Source organism: Thiothrix litoralis (assembly GCF_017901135.1).
In the GTDB taxonomy this organism is placed as follows: Bacteria; Pseudomonadota; Gammaproteobacteria; order Thiotrichales; family Thiotrichaceae; genus Thiothrix; species Thiothrix litoralis.
Map to the genome: position 1 here is coordinate 1,471,882 of NZ_CP072801.1, position 24,060 is coordinate 1,495,941.

General features: G+C 52.9%; 25 protein-coding genes. 17 read left to right on the forward strand and 8 right to left on the reverse strand.

Going from position 1 to position 24,060, the window contains the following annotated elements:
• Window positions 1-134 precede the first annotated feature (134 nt).
• The 5 genes from fdxB to J9253_RS07120 are packed head-to-tail and all read right to left on the reverse strand — an operon-like array spanning window position 135 to window position 2,075.
• Window positions 135-446, reverse strand: coding sequence for a ferredoxin III, nif-specific (gene fdxB, locus J9253_RS07100; protein WP_210223926.1), 312 nt, complete (start codon window positions 444-446; stop codon window positions 135-137).
• Between the two features lie 11 nt (window positions 447-457).
• Window positions 458-667 carry a CCE_0567 family metalloprotein gene (locus J9253_RS07105; RefSeq protein WP_210223927.1) on the reverse strand — a complete coding sequence of 70 codons (210 nt, stop codon included), beginning with the start codon at window positions 665-667 and terminating at the stop codon, window positions 458-460.
• 10 nt (window positions 668-677) lie between these two features.
• On the reverse strand, window positions 678-1,151 hold the full coding sequence (locus tag J9253_RS07110) for a NifX-associated nitrogen fixation protein (RefSeq protein WP_210223928.1): 474 nt from the start codon (window positions 1,149-1,151) through the stop codon (window positions 678-680).
• On the reverse strand, window positions 1,138-1,647 hold the full coding sequence (locus tag J9253_RS07115) for a SoxR reducing system RseC family protein (protein ID WP_210223929.1): 510 nt from the start codon (window positions 1,645-1,647) through the stop codon (window positions 1,138-1,140). Before J9253_RS07115 ends, J9253_RS07110 begins: the two co-directional genes overlap by 14 nt.
• Complete coding sequence (locus J9253_RS07120; protein ID WP_228291532.1) at window positions 1,644-2,075, reverse strand: NifB/NifX family molybdenum-iron cluster-binding protein; 432 nt, start codon at window positions 2,073-2,075, stop codon at window positions 1,644-1,646. The genes J9253_RS07115 and J9253_RS07120 overlap by 4 nt, the downstream gene beginning before the upstream one ends.
• A 263-nt stretch (window positions 2,076-2,338) precedes the next feature.
• Here J9253_RS07120 and hsdR point away from each other — a divergent pair, with 263 nt between their 5' ends.
• The 7 genes from hsdR (at window position 2,339) to J9253_RS07155 (ending at window position 12,346) form a co-directional block, all read left to right on the forward strand.
• Window positions 2,339-5,845, forward strand: coding sequence for a type I restriction-modification system endonuclease (gene hsdR / locus J9253_RS07125; RefSeq protein ID WP_210223931.1), 3,507 nt, complete (start codon window positions 2,339-2,341; stop codon window positions 5,843-5,845).
• A 21-nt stretch (window positions 5,846-5,866) separates the two neighbouring features.
• Entirely contained in the window at window positions 5,867-7,336 is a 1,470-nt protein-coding gene (locus tag J9253_RS07130; protein ID WP_210223932.1) for a class I SAM-dependent DNA methyltransferase, read from the forward strand.
• Complete coding sequence (locus tag J9253_RS07135; RefSeq protein WP_210223933.1) at window positions 7,333-8,373, forward strand: PDDEXK nuclease domain-containing protein; 1,041 nt, start codon at window positions 7,333-7,335, stop codon at window positions 8,371-8,373. The genes J9253_RS07130 and J9253_RS07135 overlap by 4 nt, the downstream gene beginning before the upstream one ends.
• Before the next feature lie 66 nt (window positions 8,374-8,439).
• A complete protein-coding gene (locus J9253_RS07140) occupies window positions 8,440-8,694 on the forward strand; it encodes a hypothetical protein (protein WP_210223934.1) in 255 nt (84 codons plus the stop codon).
• On the forward strand, window positions 8,691-9,098 hold the full coding sequence (locus J9253_RS07145) for a type II toxin-antitoxin system VapC family toxin (RefSeq protein WP_210223935.1): 408 nt from the start codon (window positions 8,691-8,693) through the stop codon (window positions 9,096-9,098). The genes J9253_RS07140 and J9253_RS07145 overlap by 4 nt, the downstream gene beginning before the upstream one ends.
• Window positions 9,095-10,411: a restriction endonuclease subunit S gene (locus J9253_RS07150; RefSeq protein WP_210223936.1), complete on the forward strand. Its 1,317-nt coding sequence runs from the start codon at window positions 9,095-9,097 to the stop codon at window positions 10,409-10,411. The genes J9253_RS07145 and J9253_RS07150 overlap by 4 nt, the downstream gene beginning before the upstream one ends.
• A 27-nt stretch (window positions 10,412-10,438) precedes the next feature.
• Window positions 10,439-12,346 carry a Piwi domain-containing protein gene (locus J9253_RS07155; protein WP_210223937.1) on the forward strand — a complete coding sequence of 636 codons (1,908 nt, stop codon included), beginning with the start codon at window positions 10,439-10,441 and terminating at the stop codon, window positions 12,344-12,346.
• Here the strand turns inward: J9253_RS07155 and tnpC are convergent.
• Window positions 12,333-13,844 (reverse strand): IS66 family transposase, encoded by a 1,512-nt coding sequence (gene tnpC, locus J9253_RS07160; protein ID WP_210223938.1) that lies wholly within the window; start codon window positions 13,842-13,844, stop codon window positions 12,333-12,335. The genes J9253_RS07155 and tnpC overlap by 14 nt on opposite strands.
• A 38-nt stretch (window positions 13,845-13,882) precedes the next feature.
• Here tnpC and J9253_RS07165 point away from each other — a divergent pair, with 38 nt between their 5' ends.
• The 3 genes from J9253_RS07165 (at window position 13,883) to J9253_RS07175 (ending at window position 15,007) form a co-directional block, all read left to right on the forward strand.
• Complete coding sequence (locus tag J9253_RS07165; RefSeq protein ID WP_210223939.1) at window positions 13,883-14,272, forward strand: hypothetical protein; 390 nt, start codon at window positions 13,883-13,885, stop codon at window positions 14,270-14,272.
• Window positions 14,273-14,355: 83 nt separating this feature from the next.
• The gene (locus J9253_RS07170) at window positions 14,356-14,607 is read left to right on the forward strand and encodes a hypothetical protein (RefSeq protein WP_210223940.1); all 252 of its coding nucleotides are present in this window, start codon (window positions 14,356-14,358) and stop codon (window positions 14,605-14,607) included.
• Complete coding sequence (locus tag J9253_RS07175; RefSeq protein WP_210223941.1) at window positions 14,597-15,007, forward strand: PIN domain-containing protein; 411 nt, start codon at window positions 14,597-14,599, stop codon at window positions 15,005-15,007. Before J9253_RS07170 ends, J9253_RS07175 begins: the two co-directional genes overlap by 11 nt.
• Here J9253_RS07175 and nifN read toward each other — a convergent pair whose 3' ends face one another.
• Both nifN and nifE read right to left on the reverse strand, forming a co-directional pair.
• A complete protein-coding gene (gene nifN / locus J9253_RS07180) occupies window positions 15,008-16,396 on the reverse strand; it encodes a nitrogenase iron-molybdenum cofactor biosynthesis protein NifN (RefSeq protein ID WP_210223942.1) in 1,389 nt (462 codons plus the stop codon).
• Window positions 16,389-17,789, reverse strand: coding sequence for a nitrogenase iron-molybdenum cofactor biosynthesis protein NifE (gene nifE, locus J9253_RS07185; protein ID WP_210223943.1), 1,401 nt, complete (start codon window positions 17,787-17,789; stop codon window positions 16,389-16,391). Before nifE ends, nifN begins: the two co-directional genes overlap by 8 nt.
• 252 nt (window positions 17,790-18,041) lie before the next feature.
• Here nifE and J9253_RS07190 point away from each other — a divergent pair, with 252 nt between their 5' ends.
• The 7 genes from J9253_RS07190 to cysE all read left to right on the forward strand — a co-directional run bounded on the left by J9253_RS07190 (window position 18,042) and on the right by cysE (window position 24,056).
• Window positions 18,042-18,602, forward strand: coding sequence for a hypothetical protein (locus J9253_RS07190; RefSeq protein ID WP_210223944.1), 561 nt, complete (start codon window positions 18,042-18,044; stop codon window positions 18,600-18,602).
• A gap of 10 nt (window positions 18,603-18,612) precedes the next feature.
• Window positions 18,613-19,020, forward strand: coding sequence for a Grx4 family monothiol glutaredoxin (grxD, locus tag J9253_RS07195; RefSeq protein ID WP_210223945.1), 408 nt, complete (start codon window positions 18,613-18,615; stop codon window positions 19,018-19,020).
• The gene (locus J9253_RS07200; protein WP_210223946.1) at window positions 19,020-20,528 is read left to right on the forward strand and encodes a SagB/ThcOx family dehydrogenase; all 1,509 of its coding nucleotides are present in this window, start codon (window positions 19,020-19,022) and stop codon (window positions 20,526-20,528) included. Before grxD ends, J9253_RS07200 begins: the two co-directional genes overlap by 1 nt.
• The gene (locus tag J9253_RS07205; RefSeq protein WP_210223947.1) at window positions 20,525-20,725 is read left to right on the forward strand and encodes a hypothetical protein; all 201 of its coding nucleotides are present in this window, start codon (window positions 20,525-20,527) and stop codon (window positions 20,723-20,725) included. The genes J9253_RS07200 and J9253_RS07205 overlap by 4 nt, the downstream gene beginning before the upstream one ends.
• A gap of 6 nt (window positions 20,726-20,731) precedes the next feature.
• Window positions 20,732-21,985 carry a D-amino acid dehydrogenase gene (locus tag J9253_RS07210; protein ID WP_210223948.1) on the forward strand — a complete coding sequence of 418 codons (1,254 nt, stop codon included), beginning with the start codon at window positions 20,732-20,734 and terminating at the stop codon, window positions 21,983-21,985.
• Window positions 21,986-22,140: 155 nt separating this feature from the next.
• The gene (gene nifV / locus J9253_RS07215; protein WP_210223949.1) at window positions 22,141-23,292 is read left to right on the forward strand and encodes a homocitrate synthase; all 1,152 of its coding nucleotides are present in this window, start codon (window positions 22,141-22,143) and stop codon (window positions 23,290-23,292) included.
• Window positions 23,283-24,056, forward strand: coding sequence for a serine O-acetyltransferase (gene cysE / locus J9253_RS07220; protein ID WP_210223950.1), 774 nt, complete (start codon window positions 23,283-23,285; stop codon window positions 24,054-24,056). Before nifV ends, cysE begins: the two co-directional genes overlap by 10 nt.
• The last annotated feature ends 4 nt before the right edge of the window (window positions 24,057-24,060 follow it).

Sequence of the window (24,060 nt, forward strand, 5' to 3'; positions counted from 1 at the left end):
GCCTGCGCTGCCAGCCATGCCTTGAAACCCAGCGTTTTACCCTCGTGCTTGCCAGAAGGTGGCGGGGAAAACGGCTGCATGGACTAAAATTGGGCACTCGTGGCGGCAGGAAGGCTTTTTCGGTCAGACACTACCTACGCGCTTAAACCTTGCGGCGCGTGACTCATGCACTTTTTCGGGCAAACTTTGGCACAGGCTTGGCAGCCAATGCAGTCCAACACGTTTTTCAGATTCATCACCATCGTGTTGTCATCGTCGTCGTAGCTGTCATCGCTGTCGTCATCTTCTTCCAGCTCCAGCTCGTCGCGTTCGACCAGCTCAAACACGTCACGCGGACAGACCTTATAGCAACGCCCGCAACCGATGCATTTGCCCTGATTGAGCGTAGTGATGAAGGCGGGTGTCCAAGCGATGCCGCCACGGGTAAGACCAGTGATTGGTTCCATGTGTGTGTCCTCTAGTTTGCTTCAGCGGCTTGCAATTTGGCGTTGGCTTCTTCCCACGCCACACAAGCGTCGTAAGTGGCTTGCGCAATCGCGGGCAATTCCTGATAGCCAGCGGGCAGCTTGTCTTCCACCAAATCGTGCAATTGGCTGGCGTGTTCGGTGGCAATGCGCTTGGCTTTGCTGACCGCTTTTTGCAGGGCTTTGAGTTCTTCCGGGGTCATCGCAGCCTCCTTACAAACCAGCAACGGCAGCGTGTGTGCCGATCAGATTCAACGCAACCGAGAGCAACTTATCGGCCTCATCCTTCATTTTGGAGAGCGACTCGAAACCAAAGCGGTGAACGTCACGCAAAGTACGGTCAACCACCACCAGCTTGCCGACCGTGATCAAGGCACGTCCGAAACCTTCGTGCGACAAATTCATCATCGGCACTGCCATCAGGCCACATTCCTTTTCGATCAGCGCGGCAATGGCGTTGTAGAACACTTTCAGGCGGGCAACGATGATTTCATCCGGGTCGCCAATGATGGGAATTTCGCGCTTCATCGCCTTGGTGAGAATGAACGGTTCGAGGATTTTCGCGGGTGTCCACGTATCGTAACTACCGTAACTGTCGAGCGCACGCATCTGGCGCAACATTTCGATGGCAAAATCGGTGCCGAGAACGGGATCGTCGTTGGCAATCAACGTGCTAGCTTCGCTCATGGGGTATCTCCTGTAATAAAAATTCTTGCTCCCCTCGCCCCTTGAGGGAGAGGGGCTGGGGGTGAGGGGTAATCTTGCGTAATAATTGTGGCTGGAAATAACGCTGCATCAGGCGGTTACTGGTCAACACCCCTGCGCCGAATAGCCCCAGCAACAAGCCAAGCAGAGCGACAATAGCTTGCTGCTTATCGCTCATGCCGTAGATGTCGGCGGCAATGGCAGCAACGATCATCAGCACCACGGGCAAGATGTACGCAGCCAGCGAAGCCGTGACCATAACCTGATCTTCCACGCCAATAATCACCTGTTCCCCCACGCTGGAGGCAAACTGGTTCGGCAAGCGTAACTGCTGGCGGCGCATCCCAAACAGTTTGGAAACGCTGGAAGTGGCACAACTGTCCTGCGTGCCACAACTGGAACAAGCACTGCGGGCGCGGGCTTCCACCCAAATATGATCGGGGGTGGCGTCAACCACGGTAGCGGTTTCTTCGATCATTCGTCCCACCCTTCGGCTTCCATCGAGTCGAAGCGTTGCGCATTGGGGGTTTGCATCCGTTTAATGGCTTGTGCCAGCCACGCGCTGGGGCCGCTGCGCAGTTCTGCCTGCAAGGCTTCCAGCAATTCGCTGATTTCCGCGCCCGCGCTGACTTTGACTGGCTGGATATTGGCGGTTTTGAGCTTGGCAACCGCAGATGCACCAACCGCTTGCGAGTAAATCGCTACGCAGCCTTCCAGCACTTTGATTTTGGCATCGAGCTTGTCTTCGTTGCCGTCCATTGCCAGCTTGCCGAACTGGGTGGCTTCCACTAGCTGCACGTTCTCTGGGGTTAGGGCGTAAATCGCAAACGATTCCGCCGCGCCGAAATGCTGGTCGACGTGCTTCATATCGGTGGATGCAAACGCAACTTTAATGGCTGTTTCCATGAAGTGTTCCTCAGTGTCTTGTCCGAGAACTGTGAGCCGCCGTGTCAGAGCCGCCATAGCTGCTTACCTCGTAATCCTGTTTGCAGGGATGTTGCAAGGGGTGTGCCAGTTAGCCAAGTGATTGTTAGTAATAGGTTGTTTGGTTTTGCAGGTTGTCGGGAATGCGACAATGGATGAGTGGCGTGAAGGATGTATGACATGCTAAATAATCGACACTGTTATAAACTGCCCGTGCGTTTCGCATTTAAGGGGTTTGGGGCGACATGGAACAGCACAACAGCAATTTCGTTTTTCTGAAAGAACACAGCCCGGTATTTTGGCAACTTGCCCGTACCGCTGAAGCGGTGTTTGCCAGCGATCCCAATACCACCCTGATCAAATTGCGCCAATTGGGTGAAGCGATGGCGCAAGACATGGCAGCCCGCTATGGTATTCTGTTCGATGACTCCACCACCCAAGCCGATTTGCTGTTCAGGCTGGATCGTGAAGTACAGCTTGAACCTGCCATCCGCCAGCTTTTCCACACCTTGCGCATCGAAGGCAATAACGCTACCCACCGTTTCCAGACCCGGCACAAGGAAGCAATGGATGGCCTGAAAGTGGCGCGTGAACTGGCAATCTGGTTTCACCGCTCATTTGGCAAGCAAGACAGCAATTTCAAACCGGGCGCATTCATCGCACCCACTGACCCCAGCCAGCAATTGCGTGACTTGCAGGGGCAAATCGGGCAATTGCGTACCCAGTTACTAACTGCCAACGAACAGGTGGATAGCAACCAGCAATTACTGGCCTTGTTGCAACAGGAAAAAACCGAATCCGATGCTTTAGCCGAGGCGATGGACGAAGAAGCCCGCCGTTTCCAGCAACAAGCGCAACAGTACGAAGCCGAACTGCTGAAGCAACAACAAGCGTTTGAACAGCATATCAAAACCTTGCAAGCTGAACTCAGCACCGCGCAGCAAGCCAAGACCAATGCCGCACACCTGAAAACCTTGGGTAGGCGTATCCGGCAAGCCAGTAAACAAATCACACTGGATGAAGACCTCACCCGCATTATCATTGACCAGCAATTGCAGGAAGCGGGTTGGAAAGCCGACAGCCAAGTGCTGCACTACGCGCAAGGCACGCGCCCCGAAAAAGGCAAGAACAAAGCCATTGCCGAATGGCCTACCACGGGTAAACAACGCGCTGATTACGTGCTGTTCACAGGTTTAACCCCGATTGCAGTAGTCGAAGCCAAGCGCGAAAATACCAATGTCGCGGGGAAAATTACCCAAGCCGAACGCTACGCCCGTGGTTTCCGTGTTGAAGCAGCCATGCAAGCCGCGTGGGAACAGGAAGGACGTACCATCGCATGGGCAGATGAAGCCGACGGACATTACCACATCCCGTTTGTGTACTCATGCAATGGTCGCCCGTTTATCCAGCAGCTCAAGGAACAGTCTGGCACATGGTTTCGGGATGTACGTTCACCTGCGAATACGGCACGGGCGTTGCAGCAATTCCACACCCCCGATGGCTTGCTGGATCGGTTGAAACGCAGCCGTGAACAAGCACAACAACTGTTACAGCAAGAAGGCTTTGCTTACCTCAAGTTGCGGGATTATCAGGAAAAAGCCATTCAAGCGACGGAACGGGCGTTGCAGCATAATCAGCAGCATTGCTTATTGGCAATGGCAACTGGCACGGGCAAAACGCGCACCATCATTGGCCTGATGTACCGTTTCCTCAAGACCGAGCACTTCCGCCGCATCCTATTTCTGGTTGACCGCACCGCCTTGGGGGATCAGGCACAGGATGCTTTCAATGAAGCACCTTTGGAGCAAAACCAAACCCTGTCCAAAATCTACAACATTGCCGAACTCGGCGACATGCAGGCAGAAGCGGAAACCCGTATTCAGGTTGCCACCGTGCAGGCAATGGTGATGCGGATTTTCCAGTCGGATACCCCACCACCTGTTGACCAGTTCGATTGCATTATTATTGATGAAGCGCATCGGGGTTACACACTCGATCAGGAAATGACTGAAGGCGAACTCAGTACCCGTGCTGCCAGCCAATATTTATCCAGTTACCGCCGTGTGCTGGATTATTTCGATGCGGTCAAGATTGGGCTGACTGCCACGCCAGCGAAACACACCACCGAGATTTTCGGCAAGCCCGTTTACACCTATTCCTACCGTGAAGCCGTGGCGGATGACTGGCTGATCGACCACGAACCCCCGATCCGTTACACCACACTATTGAGTCAAAACGGCATCAAGTTTGAAAAAGGCGAAACCGTCAACCGCCTCAATACCCGCGATGGCACAGTCGATACCGCCGAACTGGAGGACGACACAGGTTTCAAGGTGGAAGCCTTCAACAAGCGGGTAATCACTGAAAAGTTCAACAAGGTGATTTGTGACCAACTCGCCAAGGAACTTGACCCGTTTGGCAAAGAAAAAACCCTGATTTTCTGTGCCACCGATTTGCACGCCGATATGGTCAAACGCTTGCTGGACGAGGCGTTCAAGGCAGTCTACGAAAACGATTACAATGAAGCAGCAGTACGCAAAATCACCGGACAAAGCGACAAAGTAAGGCAACTGATCCGCCAGTACAAAAACGAGCGTTACCCCAACATTGCGATTACCGTGGACTTGCTGACCACAGGGATTGATGTGGAAGAAATCGCCCATCTGGTGTTCATGCGCCGCGTTTCGTCACGCATCCTCTACGAGCAAATGATCGGGCGAGCCACGCGCCGTTGCGATGAAATTGGCAAAACCGTGTTCAAAATCTACGATCCGGTGGGCATTTACGCCAGCCTGCAAGACGTTTCCACCATGAAACCGCTGGTCAAAGACCCGAACATCACACTGGAACAACTGTACGGCGAACTCACCGACCCCAGTAGTTTGGAACAGGCACTTGCCACGGCTGGGGAACAAACCAATACCAGTCATGCCGATGACGTGTTGAACCAACTCAACCAGAAAATCATGCGGGTGATGCGCAAAGCTGCCCAAAAAGCCGAGCGTAAACCAGCACTCAAAACCAAGCTGGATGAGCTGGAAAACCTGTGGGGTATTGCACCCGACAAACTCCACCAACACTTGCATCAGTTGGGTGTGAAACAAGCCACCAGCTTCCTGCAACAGCACCACAGCTTGATGAAACAAGTCGATGCTGTCCGTCAACTGTTGGGCGGCGAACACTATCCGCTGATTTCCGAGCATGACGATGAATTGCTGGTACGCGAACAAAGTTACGGTGAATACCAAAAGCCCGCTGACTATCTGGACAGTTTCAACCAGTTCATCCGTACCCAGATCAATCAATCCGCCGCGTTAGCCGTGGTGGTCAACAAACCGCGTGACCTGACCCGCGAGCAATTGCGTGAAGTGAAACTGCTGCTGGACAGCGCAGGTTATTCCGCTGTCAACCTGCAAACCGCATGGCGCAACCAAAGCAATCAGGACATTGCCGCCAGCATTATCGGCTATATTCGTCAGGCGGCGTTAGGTGAAGCTTTGATCCCGTTTGAACAGCGCGTGCAAGCCGGAATGCAGCGGATTTACAGCCTGCAACCGTGGACACCCGTGCAACGCAACTGGCTGGAACGACTTGCCAAACAACTGGTACATGAAACCGTAATCGACCACGAATTCGTCAATCGCACCTTTGCGCGGGATGGTGGCGCGAAACGGCTGGACAAACTACTGTCGGGTCAGTTAGAAAGTGTCCTCGACCAATTGAGTGAACACCTCTGGCAGCAAGCCAGTTAAAAATCAAAACAAGGAAGCCCCATGACCAATAACGACATCGTGCAAAAGCTCTGGAATTTGTGCGACGTGCTGCGTGACGACGGCATTAACTACAGCGATTACGTCGCCGAATTGGTGCTGCTGCTGTTTTTAAAGATGGTGCATGAAAACACCGAAGCGGGCTTGCTGGGGCAACATACCTTGCCGCAAGGTCGCCGTTGGACAGACATCAATGGCAAGTCGGGGCTGGTGCTGCTCAACTATTACAAGCAAATGTTGCTGGATTTGTCGAAAGACCGTGACCCGCTGATTGCGGCGATTTATGCCGATGCGCAAACCCGCTTGCGTGAGCCGCGCCACTTGGAACAACTGGTGAAAGCGTTGGAGCAAATCGACTGGTTCAGCGCGAAACGCGACGGCTTGGGCGATTTGTACGAAGGTTTGCTGGAGAAAAACGCTTCCGAAACCAAATCCGGCGCGGGGCAATATTTCACCCCACGGGTGCTGATCAATAGCATGGTGAATTGCATCCAGCCACAAGCGGGCGAAACCATTCAAGACCCGGCGGCGGGCACGGCGGGCTTTTTGATTGCGGCGGATGCCTACATCAAGGAACGTACTGACAACCTGTACGCCCTGCCCGAAGCGCAGCAACACTTTCAGGTGAACAAAGCCTTTATCGGGGTGGAACTTGTTCCCGGTACGCGCCGTCTCGCACTGATGAACTGTTTGCTGCATGGCATGGAAGGCGACAACGAAGGCGTGGTGCATCTGGGCAATGCCTTGGGGCAAGTCGGGGCGACGCTGAAAAAATGCGACATCGTGCTGGCGAATCCACCGTTCGGCACGGCTAAGGGCGGCGAAGCCAGCATTACCCGCGATGACCTCACCTACAAAACCAGCAACAAGCAACTGGCTTTCCTGCAACACATTTACCGCACCCTCAAACCGGGTGGGCGGGCTGCGGTGGTATTGCCTGACAACGTGCTGTTTGAGGCAGGCGTGGGAACAGAGATTCGCCGCGACCTGATGCACAAGTGCAATCTGCACACCATCTTGCGCTTGCCGACGGGGATTTTCTACGCGCAAGGGGTCAAAACCAATGTGCTGTTTTTCACCCGTGGCACAGCAGACAACAAGGAGCAGGACGAGAACTGCACGCAAAACATCTGGGTGTATGACTTGCGTACCAATATGCCCAGCTTCGGCAAGCGCACGCCGTTTAGTGCGTCGCACCTTGAGCCGTTTGAAGTGTGTTATGCGGAAACCCCGCGTGTTGATCAGGGTGAAGACGGGCGCTGGCGCTGCTTTAGCCGGGAATACGTGCGCGATACCAAGGGCGACTCGCTGGATATTAGCTGGCTGAAAGATGAAAACAGCGTGGATGCGGCGAATTTGCCTGAGCCGGAAGAGCTGGCGGCGGAAGCTTTGATTGAATTGGAATCTGCCATGACTGGTTTACAAGGACTAATAGAAGCGTTAACAGGTAAAACGCGTGGTGAAGCAGTATGAGTGAGCTATCCAACACCGCTTACCAAACATGGCTGGGCGAACTAAAAGCGCAGATTCTCACCGCACAACAACGTGCAGCGTTGGCGGTTAACCAAGAGTTGCTCAAGCTGTATTGGCAGATTGGCAATGACATCCTGCAACGCCAACAACAACAGGGCTGGGGTACGAAAGTCATTGAGCAACTGGCGCTGGATTTGCGGCAAGCCTTCCCTGAATTGAAAGGATTTTCAGCACGAAATCTGAAGTATATGCGAGCATTTGCCGAGGCATGGAGTGAACCTGAATTTGTGCAACAGCCTGTTGCACAATTGCCGTGGAGTCATCATTTGGTGTTACTGACCAAACTGAAAGGCAATGTTGAGCGGTTAACCTACGCGGAACTATCCCGACAACACGGATGGTCACGCAACGTATTGGTTCACCAAATCGAAAGCCGTTTGCTGGAACGTCAAGGCAATGCCGCCACGAATTTTGCGCAGACCTTGCCTGCTCCGCAGTCCGAACTTGCCCAGCAAACGCTCAAAGACCCGTATATTTTTGACTTTCTCTCCTTGGGTGCAGAAGCGCGGGAACGTGATATTGAACAAGCACTCACCCAACACATCAGCCAATTTCTGATCGAACTTGGGGCGGGATTCGCCTTTGTTGGCAAGCAAGTTCATCTGGAAATTGGCGGGCAAGACTTCTACCTTGACCTGCTGTTCTATCACCTCAAATTGCGCTGCTATTTGGTGATTGAACTCAAAGCGGGGGATTTCAAACCGGAACACACTGGGCAATTGAGCTTCTATTTATCCGCTGTGGATGATCATTTCAAAACCGAACACGATGCGCCTAGCATTGGCTTGCTACTGTGCAAAAGCCGCAACAAGATCATTGCCGAATACGCCTTACGCGATAACAGCAAACCCATTGGCATTGCCGAATACCAACTCGCCCAAGCACTTCCACCCGATTTAGAAGACAAACTCCCCAGCATTGAGCGTATCGAACAAGAACTACAAAACGACTGGCTGAACAAGGATAACCCAGCATGACAGGCATGAGATTTTCCCAATACGATATACTTACCACTATCAACCTGAATCTTAGTGAGGTTTGTTATGGTCACGGCTGAAGTCATCTATGAAAAAGCAAAGCTGCTGGACAGTATCACGCTACAGGAAGTGGCTGATTTTTTAGACTTTGTAGCTTATAAGCGCAAAGCCGACTTCCAAAAATTGTTGGAAGAAAAACGCCAATATTTCCCCGAAACCAAGCTGAAGCTACCTAGGCAAAAACCGGCTTACACCACCAAAACGTTAACGCTTGAAGACATGGATGCGGCTATTGAAGAACAGGCGGGTTTGCATAAATGATTGACGTTGATACTAATATTCTGGTTCGTCACATCAGCCAAGACGATGAGCAACAGTCACCGGAAGCGACGGCTTTCCTTGATAATCATCCGTGCATGGTACTCCAGACCGTTTTATTGGAAACCGTTTGGGTACTGGGCGCAAAATCGGGGCATGGTTGGGAGCGCGGCAAGATCATTGAGGAAATCCGGGAGGTGTTGGGTTTACCAAATGTGGTGGTTCAAAATCCACGCGCAGTCGTGCAAGCACTTGGCTGGTATGAATCCGGCATGGATTTCGCCGATGCCCTGCACTTGGCAAACAGTAGCGGACAATTCGCCACCTTCGACCAACGCCTAAGCAAAAAAGCCAAAACCCTATACGCTCCTCAAACCGTCATCCTCTTGGGAGGAAAAGCACCTTGAGCAACACCCAACTCCCCAACGGCTGGCTCGAAGTCCCATTAGGCAAATATACGATCAATAAAGATGGAAAACGCCTCCCAATATCTGCCACTCAGCGCGAGAATAGAAAAGGGAGCATCCCTTATTATGGTGCAACTGGAAAAATTGACTCGCTAGATGATTTTACTCATGAAGGAGAAAATATCTTAGTTGGAGAAGATGGAGCGAATCTTATCTCTCGAAACAAGAATATTGCATTTATTGTTAATGGAAAATATTGGGTTAACAACCATGCTCATGTTATATGTTGTTATTCTGGCATTCCAAATAGTTATTTGTTTTACTATCTCAATTCCTTAGTATTGGATGAATGGATAACTGGCTCAGCACAGCCAAAATTAACAAAATCCAATCTTGAAGCAATTCCTGTAAAAGTTCCCCCACTCGCTGAACAAAAAGAAATCGCCACCCTCCTCGACAACCTCCTCGCGCAAGTCGATACCCTGAAAACGCGCCTTGATGCCATTCCTAACATCCTGAAACGCTTCCGCCAATCGGTGCTGGCTGCGGCGGTGAGTGGGAAGCTGACAGAGGAGTGGAGGACAGAAAATACAAAACATGAATGGGAATATAAAACAATCGGTGATGTTTGTGCTGTAGCAACAGGTAAAACTCCGAGTCGTTCTGAATCATCTTATTGGGATAACGGTACAGTACCTTGGTTGACAAGTGCAGCAACGGGAGACGCTTTTACTGTTTATGCAAAAGAATATATTACCGCTTTAGCAGTTTCAGAATGTCAATTGAAAAAATTTGAGCCGGGAACTTTGTTATTGGCAATGTATGGTGAGGGTAAAACTAGAGGTCAAGTTACAGAACTCAAACTATCGGCAACGTGCAATCAGGCTTGTGCTGCAATTACAGTTAATGAGTCAATTATAAATCGAAAATTTGTAAAAATCAGACTTCAGGAAAATTATGAGGAAACGAGAAAAGCAGCAGCCGGCGGAAATCAGCCGAACTTAAATCTTTCTAAAGTTAGAGAAATACCAATTCCATTACCGCCTATTGAAGAGCAAGAAGAAATCGTGCGGCGGGTGGAGGAGTTGTTTGCGTTTGCGGATCAGATTGAGCAGCGCGTGAAGGTTGCCCAACAGCGCGTGAATCATTTGACGCAGGCGATTCTGGCGAAGGCGTTTCGCGGTGAATTGACGGCAGAATGGCGCGAGCAAAATCCTGATTTGATCAGCGGGGAGAACAGCGCAGTGGCGTTGTTGGCGCGGATTCAGGCAAGCAACAGTAACAACGTGAAGGCATCACGCCACAGTAAATAGCAAGGGCAACGACAGGAATTAAATAGCATGAAAAATAATACAGCAACAACAATAGGGCTAAGTGCTTTAGAAGCAGATAGGAAATTCAGTGAAGTCCCTGTATGGTCATACCGTTTCACGGTGACTCCTTGGCAAAGTGATGAGGATTCAACTAAACGTTGCCGACGTATGGCACGAATGGTTTCCGTAAATAACGGCTGGATTCCTGCTACTGAACTAGATGCCTATACGCTGATTACTGTCAAACCGGTGAAGCAACTGGAATATGAATTTAAAGGTGAAAAACTGGCTTTATTAAATTCTGAGTCATTAACATTGACTTGTTGCGATAATAAGCAAAGAGAAGCCATTGAGCGTTTAATTAATCAGGATATTCAACAAGCTGCCCGACAACTTGCTAGGGGTCGTAACGATATTGAAGCTGATCAAGAATACGGTAATGCGATTATTTCTGAAATTGAATCCTCCACACGAATTACAGTAAAGAGTGATTACCTGAGCGTCTTCCAAACCTTGCAGCTCGCACCAAAGCTACTTGCGTGTGGTACTTTATTACTTGAATTAAACATTAAGCATCGTATTCTAGCAAATCCTGAAATAACGCTTGAATGGGTTATCCAGAAACGTCCAGAATGGTTAAAAAAAATTGATCAGGTACGTCATGTATACAGTGAATTCAATAAGGGATTTACCGTTGCGAAGTTTGCTGGTATTGATCAAAGTGCTTCACCTGAGACTGAAATTGATGGATTGGGAAAAACGATACTGGAATATCACCAAGAAAAAGCACTGGCTTCAAAAAAGCAACTAGCTAATGCAGCCCACTCCTCCGTGATTCATGTTCGTTATGGCAAAAGAAACGAGTCCGTTATGCACTTGGCTGCACTAGTTCAGCCTATGTTTGATTTTGACACACTACAACAAATCGACTCGTCATTACTGAACAAATTAGCCAAGCATTTGAAATGGCCTATTCAGGAACGTTTGCATACAGCGAACAGATTGGCAAAAGGGCTTTATTTGCCATTTTTTGCAATTAAATTCAATAGCTTGGAATTTGTTAATTATGAGCGGTTATCTGTAAAACCCGATATTCAACTGCACTTTCATAAAGGTGTGGCAGATAATGAACGGGCTGTACTACGTCTCAAGGCATTTTCCAACATGACTCGCCAGAAAGTTATTCCACTTATCGTGGGCAAACATTCAGATGCTGAACAAGATGTCATTTTTTCTAAAATCAAGAAAGCCTATGAAACCTGTCAATCATTTTGCAGCGAAAAACTCCCACCGCTAACAAAACTCCCTGAACCTATCATAAGTGCAGATGCGTTGGATCAACGTCTTAATAATACAGGCAATCGCTTTGAGAATGCCATTTTACTCATTGCATTGGCTAATCAAGATCCAAAGAAACAAATTCGGGATGTAGCATTTAGTCATAAAATTGCGACTCAATTCATGCGTTATGACCACAGCCCCAATCACTATAGTGATTCCTACTATCATAATTTGGCTGCGGGTTTATTCAGTAAAGGTGGCGGTCAGTTATGTGCGATTGAGAATATGCCCGGTGATTCTGATCTATTCATTGGCTTGGATATGGGTGGAACAACAACTCGTTCCCCCGGCTTTGCATTCTTGTTTACCCGTGAAGGTGCACAATTAGGTTGGCAGTTAGCTGACAGACAAAAAGGCGAGCGAATGAATGATGAAGCACTGGGATTATTATTACAAAAAAGTCTGACTCTTTACAAAAAAGCACACAATGGCGATTTTCCAAAACGTATTACCCTACATCGGGATGGTAAGTTTTATGAGTCGCTAGATATTATCAAGGCGTTTTCTGAACAACACCAAGTTGAAGTTGATGTACTGGAAGTATTGAAATCGGGTGGTAACTGTTCACGGAGCAGCCCCCTTAAGCGGCAATAAGTCCAGTCACCGGATTCAATACTCGCGGAGGGGGAATAGGCAAACGCACCGTCACCGGCTTTTTAGCCAATGCCTGCTGACACGCTTGGCGGATAATTCGGTAAGCGCTGATACCTAGGCGTTTGCAGGTTTCCACGATAGTCAGTATTAACGGGCGGAATTGATCACCTCGGAAAGATTGGCTAAAAAAGCTGGTCTTACGCCAGATGACATAGGGGCGGATAGCCCGTTCGGCAGCATTGTTGGTCAGAGGAACACCGGAATGACGCAAAAATGTCCATAACATCAGGTCATCATCCCGTAAGCGTTGGCACTGGTTGGCGGTTTTAGTCGGCTTATCAGGATGTTGTGCTTGACGTAAGCCGCTACCTGCTACCAATGTCTGGCGGAAGGCTTCGCGGAGTTTATCCATGCGTTGCCGGTACAACCTGTCCGAGTAAGCACCTGCGAGCTTGCGGTTATGCAAGTGGACAATCAGGCGTGCCAGACGCAGCAAACGCTTCCCTAAGATGCCTGCACGCCCGTAACGTTGTGCTATTTTTTTGAACTTACGGATAATGTGCGCCCAGCACAGTTGCCGTCGTTCATTGGGGTGGTGATTATAGCCGCCGTGCTGGTCGGTCACGAGTACGCCATTGAATTTTCCCAGCAATTCGTCCGCTGCACCTTTGCCGCGTGAGTAATGCGTCATGAAGTACACCACCTGTGGCGAACACATCACCCATAACCATTCACGTTCGCGCCCACGGTAGTGACTGGTTTCATCCGCGTTTACCACCGGGCTGCTACGCACTGCATCACCCGCCTGAGCATATAAGGGTGCTAACCAACGGCTGACGGGGGCAGTAGCCTCACTGATCGCACCGCTACTGAAGGATAACTGCCATTGTTCTTCCAGCAGTAACTGGATTTGCCGCGTGGACAGGCGGCACGCCCCGTTCATCAGGGTGATCCAACTGATCAAGCCAGCACCCATCTGCCCGCTGGGGATGTCTTCGGGTAACTCGGCTACCTGACGTTTCCCGCAGCAACTACACGTACCCGCATACAGGCGGTGTTCCGTTACTTGATAAGCAACTTCCGGTAGGTCAAATACCTGATGACGCTGGCTCGGCGTGGTTTCCAGCACCAGATGACCACCACAACGGCAACAGCCTTCGGGATAGTAATGCTGGATAGCATCCAGGCGTGATTCCTCCACCAAGGTGCGTTCATGTTTGCTGTGTCCTGGCTGACCGCCGCGTTTTAACGGGCTTTTCGGTTTGCGCTCGCGTTGGGCGCGTTGTTCGGGCGTGTCACGTGACGGGGGGTTAGAGGAGGTGGCGGAGGAGTCATTCAGGCGTTCTTTCAGTTCTGTCAGTTCCGCTTCCAGTTGTTTTACCCGTGCCTGCAACGCAACCACCAACGTCAGCAGATCACGGTTAAGCTGCTGAGAAGCTGCCAAATCGGTTGGCAACGCAATATCAGTAAAATCGGTGGTGATCGTTAGCTCGTTCATCTTTCAAGCATAGCTCAGACTCTGGCAGTTGCAAGCCCGTGAACAGTTACATTTTATACCGCAAACATCCACCTGTACCGCCAGAAACTAAGCCAACATTTTCTAACCCAGAAGTCGGCGATGCAATCTTTTTCCCTTGTCAGGATGAAATTGTTGTTTCAACTTACAGTGGAGATGAATTAGGCAAAAGTTGGGGTAATGCGGTGAGTGTACGCCCTTTACGTCTACGCAAACGTTACGGCTCAACCGATTTGATTACATTGGCTCAACAGGTGGTGTTATTGAGCCGGATTCATGGGGCATCGCTGTACCGTCATCCTCGCCTTCCCGTAACCACTCATCATGCTGATCGCTTTGCAACCTTGAGGCAGGAGGTTGATGTTGATTCGCTGGGTCAAATGGATCGCATGTGCCCTGTCTATCTTTAATGTGAGTCAATAGTGGAACTTGCGAAGTTGTCGCAGTGGCATAAACTCATAGTGTAAGCGCACTAAAAATCAGGAATGTATTTATGAGCATACAAACAGTTGAAAACATCTTACATGAAGCAGAACGCCTGACCTTCGGTGAGCAACTAACGCTGATCCAGCGGTTGCTAGATGGTTTGCGGAAAACCTCAACGCCTGTCACGCAAACAGGCGAACTATCAACACAACAACGATTGAAACAAGTGCTGGCAAAACCTGCACGGCGCAAACTGAAGTCGCTGCAACTGGATACCCGTGGTTTCCGCTTTAATCGGGAAGAAGCCAATGAGCGATAGACCCTTTTTTCTCGATACCAACATCCTCATCTACGCCAACACGGCCCAAGATCCAACCAAGCAGGAAATTGCCCAACGCTTGGTTACATCGGGAGACGCAATGACCAGTGCGCAGGCACTCAATGAATTTTGCAACGTGTTGCGCCGGAAATTCCCCGACAAGTTTGCGGAAGTCGAAGCAGTTTTACAGGATATTCAAGTAGATGTGGAAGTCGTGCCGCTCACTGCGGAGATAACAAAACGAGCAGTTGCCATCTCCAAACGTTACCTGCTGAGTTTTTACGACAGCCTGATTTTGGCTGCTGCCTCTGAATACGGCTGTAGTGCTGTATTGAGCGAAGATCTGCAACACGGCTTTAAGCTAGATACAGGGCTGATGGTAATCAACCCATTCCTTTAATCAATGCCGCTTATGCGCCGCTTCCCCATCCCGCTTCTGCGCATAAATCGACTGATACGGGTGAATCTCGCCCTTCTCCAACGACAGCAAAATATTGGCAATATCAAACAGCGTCTGACGTGTGCCGCTATACCCAATCCACTGCCGCTGATACCCACCCAGCAAGTCGTATTGCGGGAAACCTGCGCGTAACAGCGGAATACCCAGCCGCAACGCCGTTTCCTGCCCGTGCGAATTGCAAATCAGCACTTCGGCCTCATTGGCTTCCGCCGCTTTTTCCAAATCTTCCAAATCGCCGATATGCACCTTGTCGGCTGCGATGTGCTTGAGAATCGGCGCATTCGCCGGGGCAACCGCCGCCACGGTGTACGCCCCGTTTTCTGCCAGCAATTGCGAAAACGCATTGAGCAAATCCGGGTCAGCCGCAATCGCAAAGCGTGATAAGCCCAGCATAAAGTGCGTATCCAGCATCGCATCCTGCAATTGCGCCCGCTGGCGTTGCAGCTTAGGCGGCACAGGTTCGGCGGCAAGCGTGTGCAGGGTATGAACAAACTGATCGTTCACCGCCAACCCCATCAAATGGTCGAAACGGTAATCCGGCACGCCCGTCTTCTTGTGCAAGGTATCTGCCGCCGCATTCAGCGACGCACCAATCACCAACGTTGCCAGCGAATCGCCCAGCGTTGCCATGTCCGACACCAGCGTGCCGCCGATGGTCAGCGGGCTGAAATCTTCATCCGGCAAATGCCCATCCAGCGAATCCGACAAATCGGGGATCACCACCGGGCGCAGGCCGAACAGTTCGATGGTGTCTTTCAAGGCTTCCAGATCGCCGGGGGTCAGCGAGGCATTCACCAGTACATTGACCTGACGCGGGCGTTTACCAGGTTGCGTGCCTGCGGTGGCGGCATCGGGAACGAGCGTGGCAATAATGGCTTCCACCGCTTTGGCAAAGCCACTTTCCAGACAGCCGCTGAAATCGGGGGTGGACAAAGCGACCACCGGAATGTGGGCGTATTCGGGGTATTTCTTGCGGAATTCGCCCGCAGCCATTGTCACGTCGCTGCCTTGGGTTTCTGCCAAACCCGTGGTGGGCACGCCGACCAGTGACGGGCTGTTTTTGCTGCAAATCGCTTTCAGCCCTTCAACCACGTTGTCTTCCGAACCCATCACGGCGGCGATTTGATCCATCGCACTGGTTTGCAGCGGAATGGGTTCGCGGAAGTGGCGCACGAAAAACACTTTGCCGAAGGCGGTACAACCTTGCGCCCCGTGCAACATCGGAATGGCACGGTGAAAGCCGAGGAAGGCGAGTGCTGCGCCGATGGTTTGGCTTGCTTTCAGAGGGCTGACGGACAGGGCTTTGTTGCGCTTGGTGATCTCAGCCATGAGCGGCCTCCTTGGATACTGCCCACGGCGCGGGTTTGCGGACAGCCTGCCAGATCGGGCTTTCGACCGTCAGGGCGAGTTGTTTGGCGAGTTCCAGCATCCCTTCGTAGCCTGCGTAACCAAATTCGCGTTCCTGATTGATGTCGAGGAACGGGATACGAGCTTTGAGCGCAGTGTACATATTGCGTCCACCTGCGATGAGGATGTCCACGTTGTATTCACGCACGATATTGATCAGGGAACGCGGGCTGCCGTCTTCGACCATTTTGGTGTCTGCGCCCATGATTTCACGGATGCGGGCTTTGTCTTCTTCGGTGGATTTGTTCGTCCCCGTCGCCACCACCGTCATGCCCAAATCTTGCAGGGCGGAAACGATTGACCAGGATTTCACCCCGCCGGTATACAGCAATACGCGCTTGCCCTTGAGACGTTGCCGCCACGGTTCTAAGGCTTTGTTAATGCGGGCTTCTTCGCTGGCAATCAGGGCTTCGGTGCGTTCGGTGAGGTACGGGTCGTCGATCAGGCGGGCGAAATCGCGCAAGGCATTGTTCATGTCTTGCACCCCGTAGAAGCTGCCTTCAAACCATTTGGTGCCGAATGCGTCTTCGAGCTTGCGAGCCACGTTGAGCATTGCTTTGGAACACACCATCATGTTCACTTTGGCGCGGTGCATGGTTTGCACTTCGTGGAAACGCGCATCGCCGGAGAGGGTGCAAAGCACGCGGATGCCGAGGTGGTCGAGCAGTGGCAAGACGTGCCAGAGTTCGCCCGCGATATTGTATTCGCCGACCAGATTCACGTCGTGGACTTTGACGGTGTCGCTTTCTGCGCCGTGTGGCAGCGGGTCGGGTTCGCGGGTTCCGCACACGTGTTTCACCATTGCGTCACCGGCGATGCGGTTGCCGAGGTTTTTCGTGCCGTAAAATCCGGCGCAATCAATCGGCACGACGGGCGTTCCCCAGCGTTCTTGCGCAGATTTGCAGATGGCTTCGATGTCGTCGCCGATCAGCGCGGGGATGCAGGTGTTGTAGACGAAGACGGCGGAAGGGCTGTAGCTGTCGATCGCTTGTTTGATGGAATGGAACAGGCGTTTTTCACCGCGCCCCATGATCACATCCTGTTCGGTCAGGTCAGTGGTCATGCCAATCTTGAACAGGCGCGAACCGCTGGAACGTGTGCCACGATTGTCCCACGAGCTGCCAGCACAGGCGATGCTGCCGTGGACAATGTGCGCCACGTCTGCAATCGGCAACAGCGCGATTTGTGCGCCATCGAACGCGCAACCACCCGCCGATGCGCCGGGTTTGGGGCGGGCGCAGCCGGACTTTTCCTTTTTGTTGTGGGTACAAGCTGGTTCGTCCAGCAGTGCGGCAATGTCTTTGGACTTCATCATGGGGCGTTACCTCGGTCAGTCGTTGGGAAGGACGTTGCAAGGGGTGTGCCAGATCTTTAAGTTGTTGTTATTTATATAAAGTATTGACGAGCTAATTGTCGTGAACACGACAAGCTCAAGTTTCTCAGAGGTGTTTATGACAAACACCTGCCAATACTTAACCTCTAACCTAATGATAAATAAAAGGCTTGCAGTACTGGCACGTTTCCTGCTCTACCACTGGCATTTGCTCATATGACAGGAGATTCCCCCATGTTGCTGGATACCTACAAAGCCAACGAACTCATTTGGCTCACCACCATCAACGGCAAAACCAAAAACGGCCTGAATGCATTCCGTGGCGACCTGATCGTCAAGCTCGGTGACTTCAACGAAGTCGCCAACAAACGCAACCCACCCGAAGCCGCCATCAAAGAAGCCGTGATTCTCGCCGACGACACCAGCCTGTTAATGGTCGTTGGCAACTTCAGCGACATCCTCGAATTGCCGGAATTCATCAGCCGTTTCACCGCCGATCTTGCCGCCGATTGCAAACCAATTTTCTTCATCGACAACCTCACAGAAAGCGTGGTGGTGGATGTGGACGGGCGGCAATACACCCTCATCTCATTGCCTGCTGGGATGATCTGGAACGAATTGCTGGATCTGTGCTTCCTCGACAAGCACGACCTCAAGGGACAGTCGACTGAAGATAAAGTCGTCACCGTTTATAACGCTCTGAAAACTTACAAACCTAAATTCAAGGCTTCCACCCTCGATGAAGCCATCGCCAACCGTAACAGCGTCAAACGTCAAGTTTGGGGCGCAGTTTAAGGAACATACCATGAGCAGCAACAAAACCCTCGACAAAATCCAACAGCAAGTCACCGAAAACGCGGTAATGATCTACATGAAAGGCACGCCCGACGCGCCCGAATGCGGCTTTTCCGGCAAAGCAGTCGGCTACCTGAAAAAGACTGGGGTGGAGTTCGCCTACGTCAACGTGCTGAAATCGCCCTTCATTTACGAATACCTGCCGCGCTTTTCGCAATTCCCCACCTTCCCGCAAGTTTTCGTGGGCGGCGAATTGGTCGGTGGCAGCGACATCGTGGAAGAGCTGTACAACAGCGGTGAATTGCAAACCCAACTCGCGGCACTGGTAAAACAAGGGAAACTGCCAGAACCCAGCGTTTCCGCTACCATCAGCAGTGAACCGGCAACCGCCGACAATCTGGTACAACTCACGCTGTAATGGATACCACACAAACGGTACGTGCCTACCACGAACGCACCAAACACCGTCTGGATGCCTATGCCAAAGGCCCGGAGTTTCTGGACTGGGATCAGCAACCGAACCCGTTCCGGCGGTTCGTGGGCGCGGACGTGGTGGAATTGGCGTTGGAAGATAGCGAGGGAATTGCCGCCCTGCTGCAACTCTCCCTCGGCCTATCCGCGTGGAAACAATACGGCTCCGACCGCTGGGCATTGCGTTGCAACCCCTCCAGCGGCAACCTGCATCCTACCGAAGGCTACGTTATCGCCAATGGTATCGGCGAGCTGGGCGATGGTGTTTACCACTACGCCCCCCACGAACACGCACTGGAATTACGCGGCAAACTGGCTGACAGCGATTCCCCGCCACAACTTCTGCTCAGCTTGAGCAGCATCGCATGGCGCGAAGCCTGGAAATACGGCGAACGCGCCTTCCGCTACGTGCAACTCGATGCCGGTCACGCGCTGGGCGCAATCCGCTACGCTGCCGCAGCACTGGGCTTGCAGGTAGAACTACTCCCCGTCGCCGATACCGAAATTTCCACATTGTTAGGGCTGGATCGGGCAGAAGATTTCACGGATGCCGAAGCCGAACACCCCGACATGCTACTCCGCATCCACACAGGTTCTGCCGCCCCCTTCCACCTCCCCACCGTCACCCAATGGCACGGCAAAGCCAACGCACTAGGCGGCCTCCCCAAATACAACTGGCCAATTATCGACGAAGTAACCACCGCCACCGTATCTACCCGTAGGGGCGTATCGCATACGCCCTCTTCAGGCATTCGTGAACCCCAATCCGACCTAATCCCACTGATCCGGCAACGCCGCAGCGCCCAAGCCTTCAGCGGCAAAACCAGCACCCTACCCCGCGACACTTTTTACGCGATGCTGTCTGCCTTACTGCCTGCCAACAATCCCGTACCGTGGGACGTATGGACACTGCCCATTCGCCTCCACCCAATCTTATTCGTGCATCGTGTCGAAGGCTTACCCGCTGGCCTATACGCCCTGCCCCGCCATGAAGAAGCCGCAACCACCTTACGCACTGCCATGAACCCCGATTTCGGCTGGCAAACCCCAGAAGGCTGCCCCGATAACCTGCCCCTATTCCACCTACTAACAGCCGATGCCCGCAAAACCGCCCGCACGCTTTCTTGCCACCAAGACATCGCCTCCACCAGCAGTTTCAGCCTCGGCATGTTGGCGGCATTCGACGCAGGTTTGGCGGAAGGCGCACCCGTTTACCGCCACCTTTACTGGGAAGCAGGCTTAATCGGGCAAATCCTCTACCTGCAAGCCGAAGCCGCCGGAGCACGCGGCACGGGCATCGGCTGCTTCTTCGACGACAGCGTGCATGAGGTATTGGGCTTGCGGGATACCCAATTCCAAAGCCTCTACCATTTCACCGTCGGCAACCCCTCCATCGACACCCGGCTGGAAATGCTGCCCCCTTATTCCCACCTACCCAAAGAACGCCAGCCATGACCGTAGCCGAAGAACTCGTCGACCTGAAAGCCCGCATCGCCACGGTATTCGCCCAACGCGAAAGCCTCAAACAAGCGATGGGTGAAGGCAAAATGCCACCCCGCCAAGGTTTCCGCGAACTGGAAAGCGTGGATACGGAACTTTCCGCGCTGGATTTGCGCTTCAAACAATTGTGGGATGCACAACAACAGCGGTAAAACACCATGAAAGTACTAGTCCTAGGCGGCGGAGTCATTGGGGTCAGCACTGCCTATTACCTTGCCAAGGCAGGGCATGAGGTGCAACTGGTGGAACGCCAATCCGAGGTGGCATTCGAGACCAGCCACGCCAATGCAGGGCAAATTTCACCCGGTTATTCCGCGCCTTGGGCTGCTCCCGGCATCCCGCTCAAGGCCCTGCATTGGATGCTGATGGAACACAGCCCGCTGCATGTTTACCCACATCTGGATTGGGCAATGTGGCGGTGGCTGGGCGCTTTCCTAAGGAATTGCACCTTATCCCGTTACCAGCTCAACAAAGCCCGCATGGTACGGCTGGCAGAATACAGCCGCGATTGCTTGCGCGAATTACGGGCAGAAACCGGCATTCGTTACGACGAACGCAGCCTCGGCACGCTCCAATTATTCCGCACCCAGCAACAATTGGACGGTATCCACAAAGATGCCGCTATCCTGCAAGCGCAAGGAGTGCCGTTCAACATCCTCGACCGGGAAGGCGTGATCCGCCACGAACCGGCACTGGCGCAGGTGCAGCACAAATACGTCGGTGGCCTGCATTTGCCGGATGATGAAACCGGCGACTGTTTCCGCTTCACCCAAACCTTATCGGGCATGGCGGAACAGATGGGCGTGATTTTCCACTGCAATACCACCGTTCAAGGCTTAGTCGCCAGCGGGCAAACCTTAAGCTGTGTGCAAACCAGCAAGGGCTTGATGCAGGCTGATGCGTATGTGCTGGCGTTGGGCAGCCATTCCCCGTTGCTGCTCAAGCCTTTGGGTATCCGTTTACCGATTTATCCGGTGAAAGGCTATTCCCTCACCGTACCGATTACCCACCCGGAACACGCCCCCGAATCCACCGTCATGGATGAAACCCACAAGGTTGCCATTACCCGTTTGGGGGAGCGCATCCGCTTGGGGGGAACGGCGGAACTGAACGGTTTTGACCTGAGCCTGCCAGCCAAACGCCTTGCCACGCTGCAATACGTATTGTCTGACCTGTTTCCCAACGGCAGCGACCCCAGCAAAGCCAGTTTCTGGGCAGGATTGCGCCCCATGACCCCCGATGGCACACCCATCCTTGGCAAAACGCCGTATTCCGGTTTATTTCTCAACACCGGGCATGGCACGCTGGGTTGGACGATGGCAGCAGGCAGCGGGCGGATACTGGCAGCCATGCTCAGCGGGCAAACGGCGGACATCGCACTGGAAGGGCTGGGCATGGAACGTTACGGGTAATGTCGGTTTCCACACAGTTCCCACCCGTCCGCGTGTGTCGCAGACTCGACAAAACCAATGAAAAATTCACTACTATTTTATTAAAAACAACAGCTTAAAAACTATGGCACAAGTATTGCTGACATCAAGCAAAGATCATCAGCAAGGCGAACACCATGCACCACAGCAAGCGTTTCATCACCATCAACGACACCACCCTGCGCGACGGCGAACAATCCGCTAGCGTGGCGTTTTCCCTTGCGGAAAAGCTAGCGATTGCACGCGGGCTGGATGCCTTGGGTGTTCCCGAACTCGAAGTCGGCATCCCCGCGATGGGCGAGGAAGAACGCGACTCCATCCGCGCCGTTGCCGACCTTGGGTTAAATGCTCGGCTGATGGTGTGGAGCCGGATGCGCCGCGACGACATCCTGCTGTGCCGCGATTTGGGGGTGGATATGATCGACATTTCCATCTCGGTTTCCGACCAGCAAATTTTCCACAAACTCAAGCGTGACCGCGCTTGGGTGTTGCAACAAATCTGGGCGCACGTACAAATCGCCAAAGATTTGGGCATTGGCGTGTGCGTCGGTGGCGAAGATGCTTCCCGCGCTGACCGTGACTTCCTGCTGCAAGTGCTGGCAACGGCACAAGCGGCAGGCGCACAACGCTTCCGCTTCGCCGACACCGTGGGCATCCTCGAACCGTTCGCCACCCACGACTGGATAGCTTCACTGCGGGCGCATACCGACATGGAAATCGAAATGCACGCCCACGACGACCTCGGTCTTGCTACTGCTAATTCTCTCGCCGCCGCCCGCGCAGGCGCTACCCACATCAATACTACCGTCCATGGGCTTGGCGAACGCGCTGGCAATGCGCCGTTGGAGGAAGTCGCGCTGGGGCTGGGGCGATTGTACGGGCTGGATTGCGGCGTTAACCTAAAACGCTTCCCCAAACTCTCCTTGCTGGTGGAAAAAGCCTCCGGTCGTCCGGTCGGCTGGCAAAAAAGTCTGGTCGGCGAAGGCGTGTTCACCCACGAATCCGGCATCCACGTCGATGGCTTGCTGAAAGATTCGCGCAATTACCAAGGTGTCGATCCGGCGGACATGGGGCGGCACCACCAATTGGTGCTGGGCAAACATTCCGGCAGCCACGGGGTGCAACGTGCCTACGCCCTGCTCGGCGTACCGCTGGAGCATGAACAGGCCGAAGCGATTCTCGCGCTGGTACGGCGTTTTTCCACCCAACACAAACGCCCACCGACGGCGGATGATTTGCAGCAGTTTTTGCAACAGACTTGTGTGGCGGAGGTGGGGATATGTTGTTAGAACTGATTGGCGAAGACATCACCTGCGTCTTCCAACGCGACCCCGCCGCCCGTTCGCGGCTGGAAGTTGCCACGCTCTACCCTGGCATCCACGCGGTGATGTTGCAGCGCATTGCCCACAGCCTGTGGAAGCGCAACTGGCGCTATTTCCCGCGCTTCCTTTCGTACTTTGCCCGCTTCTGGACGAATATCGACATCCACCCCGGTGCGAAAATCGGGCGACGCTTTTTCATCGACCACGGCGCTTGCGTGGTGATCGGCGAAACCGCCGAGATCGGTGACGATGTAACGCTCTACCACGGCGTGACCCTCGGCGGCGTATCCTGGAATAAGGGCAAACGCCACCCTACCCTCGGCAATCGCGTGGTGGTCGGGGCAGGCGCAAAGATTCTCGGCCCGATTGAACTGGGCAACGACGTGCGCGTTGGCTCGAATTCCGTGGTGGTCAAAAACATTCCGGCGGGCAAGACCGTGGTCGGCATCCCCGGCAAAATCGTGCAAAACAAAGTCGCCCGCAACGACAACCCCGAAGGCATCGACCTCAACCACCATCTGATTCCCGACCCGGTGGCAGGCGCAATCCAGTGCCTGCTCGACCGCATCCGTTTGCTGGAAGAAGCCGCAGGCACACGCGGCTGCTTGCCCGAACAAGAAGACGACAGCGCGGAATGCCATCATTGCGATGCCCGCGATCTGTGCGACGACGAATTACCTAACACACCCATCACCGAACATCCGATTCACTTTAAAAAATCAGGGGACTAACATC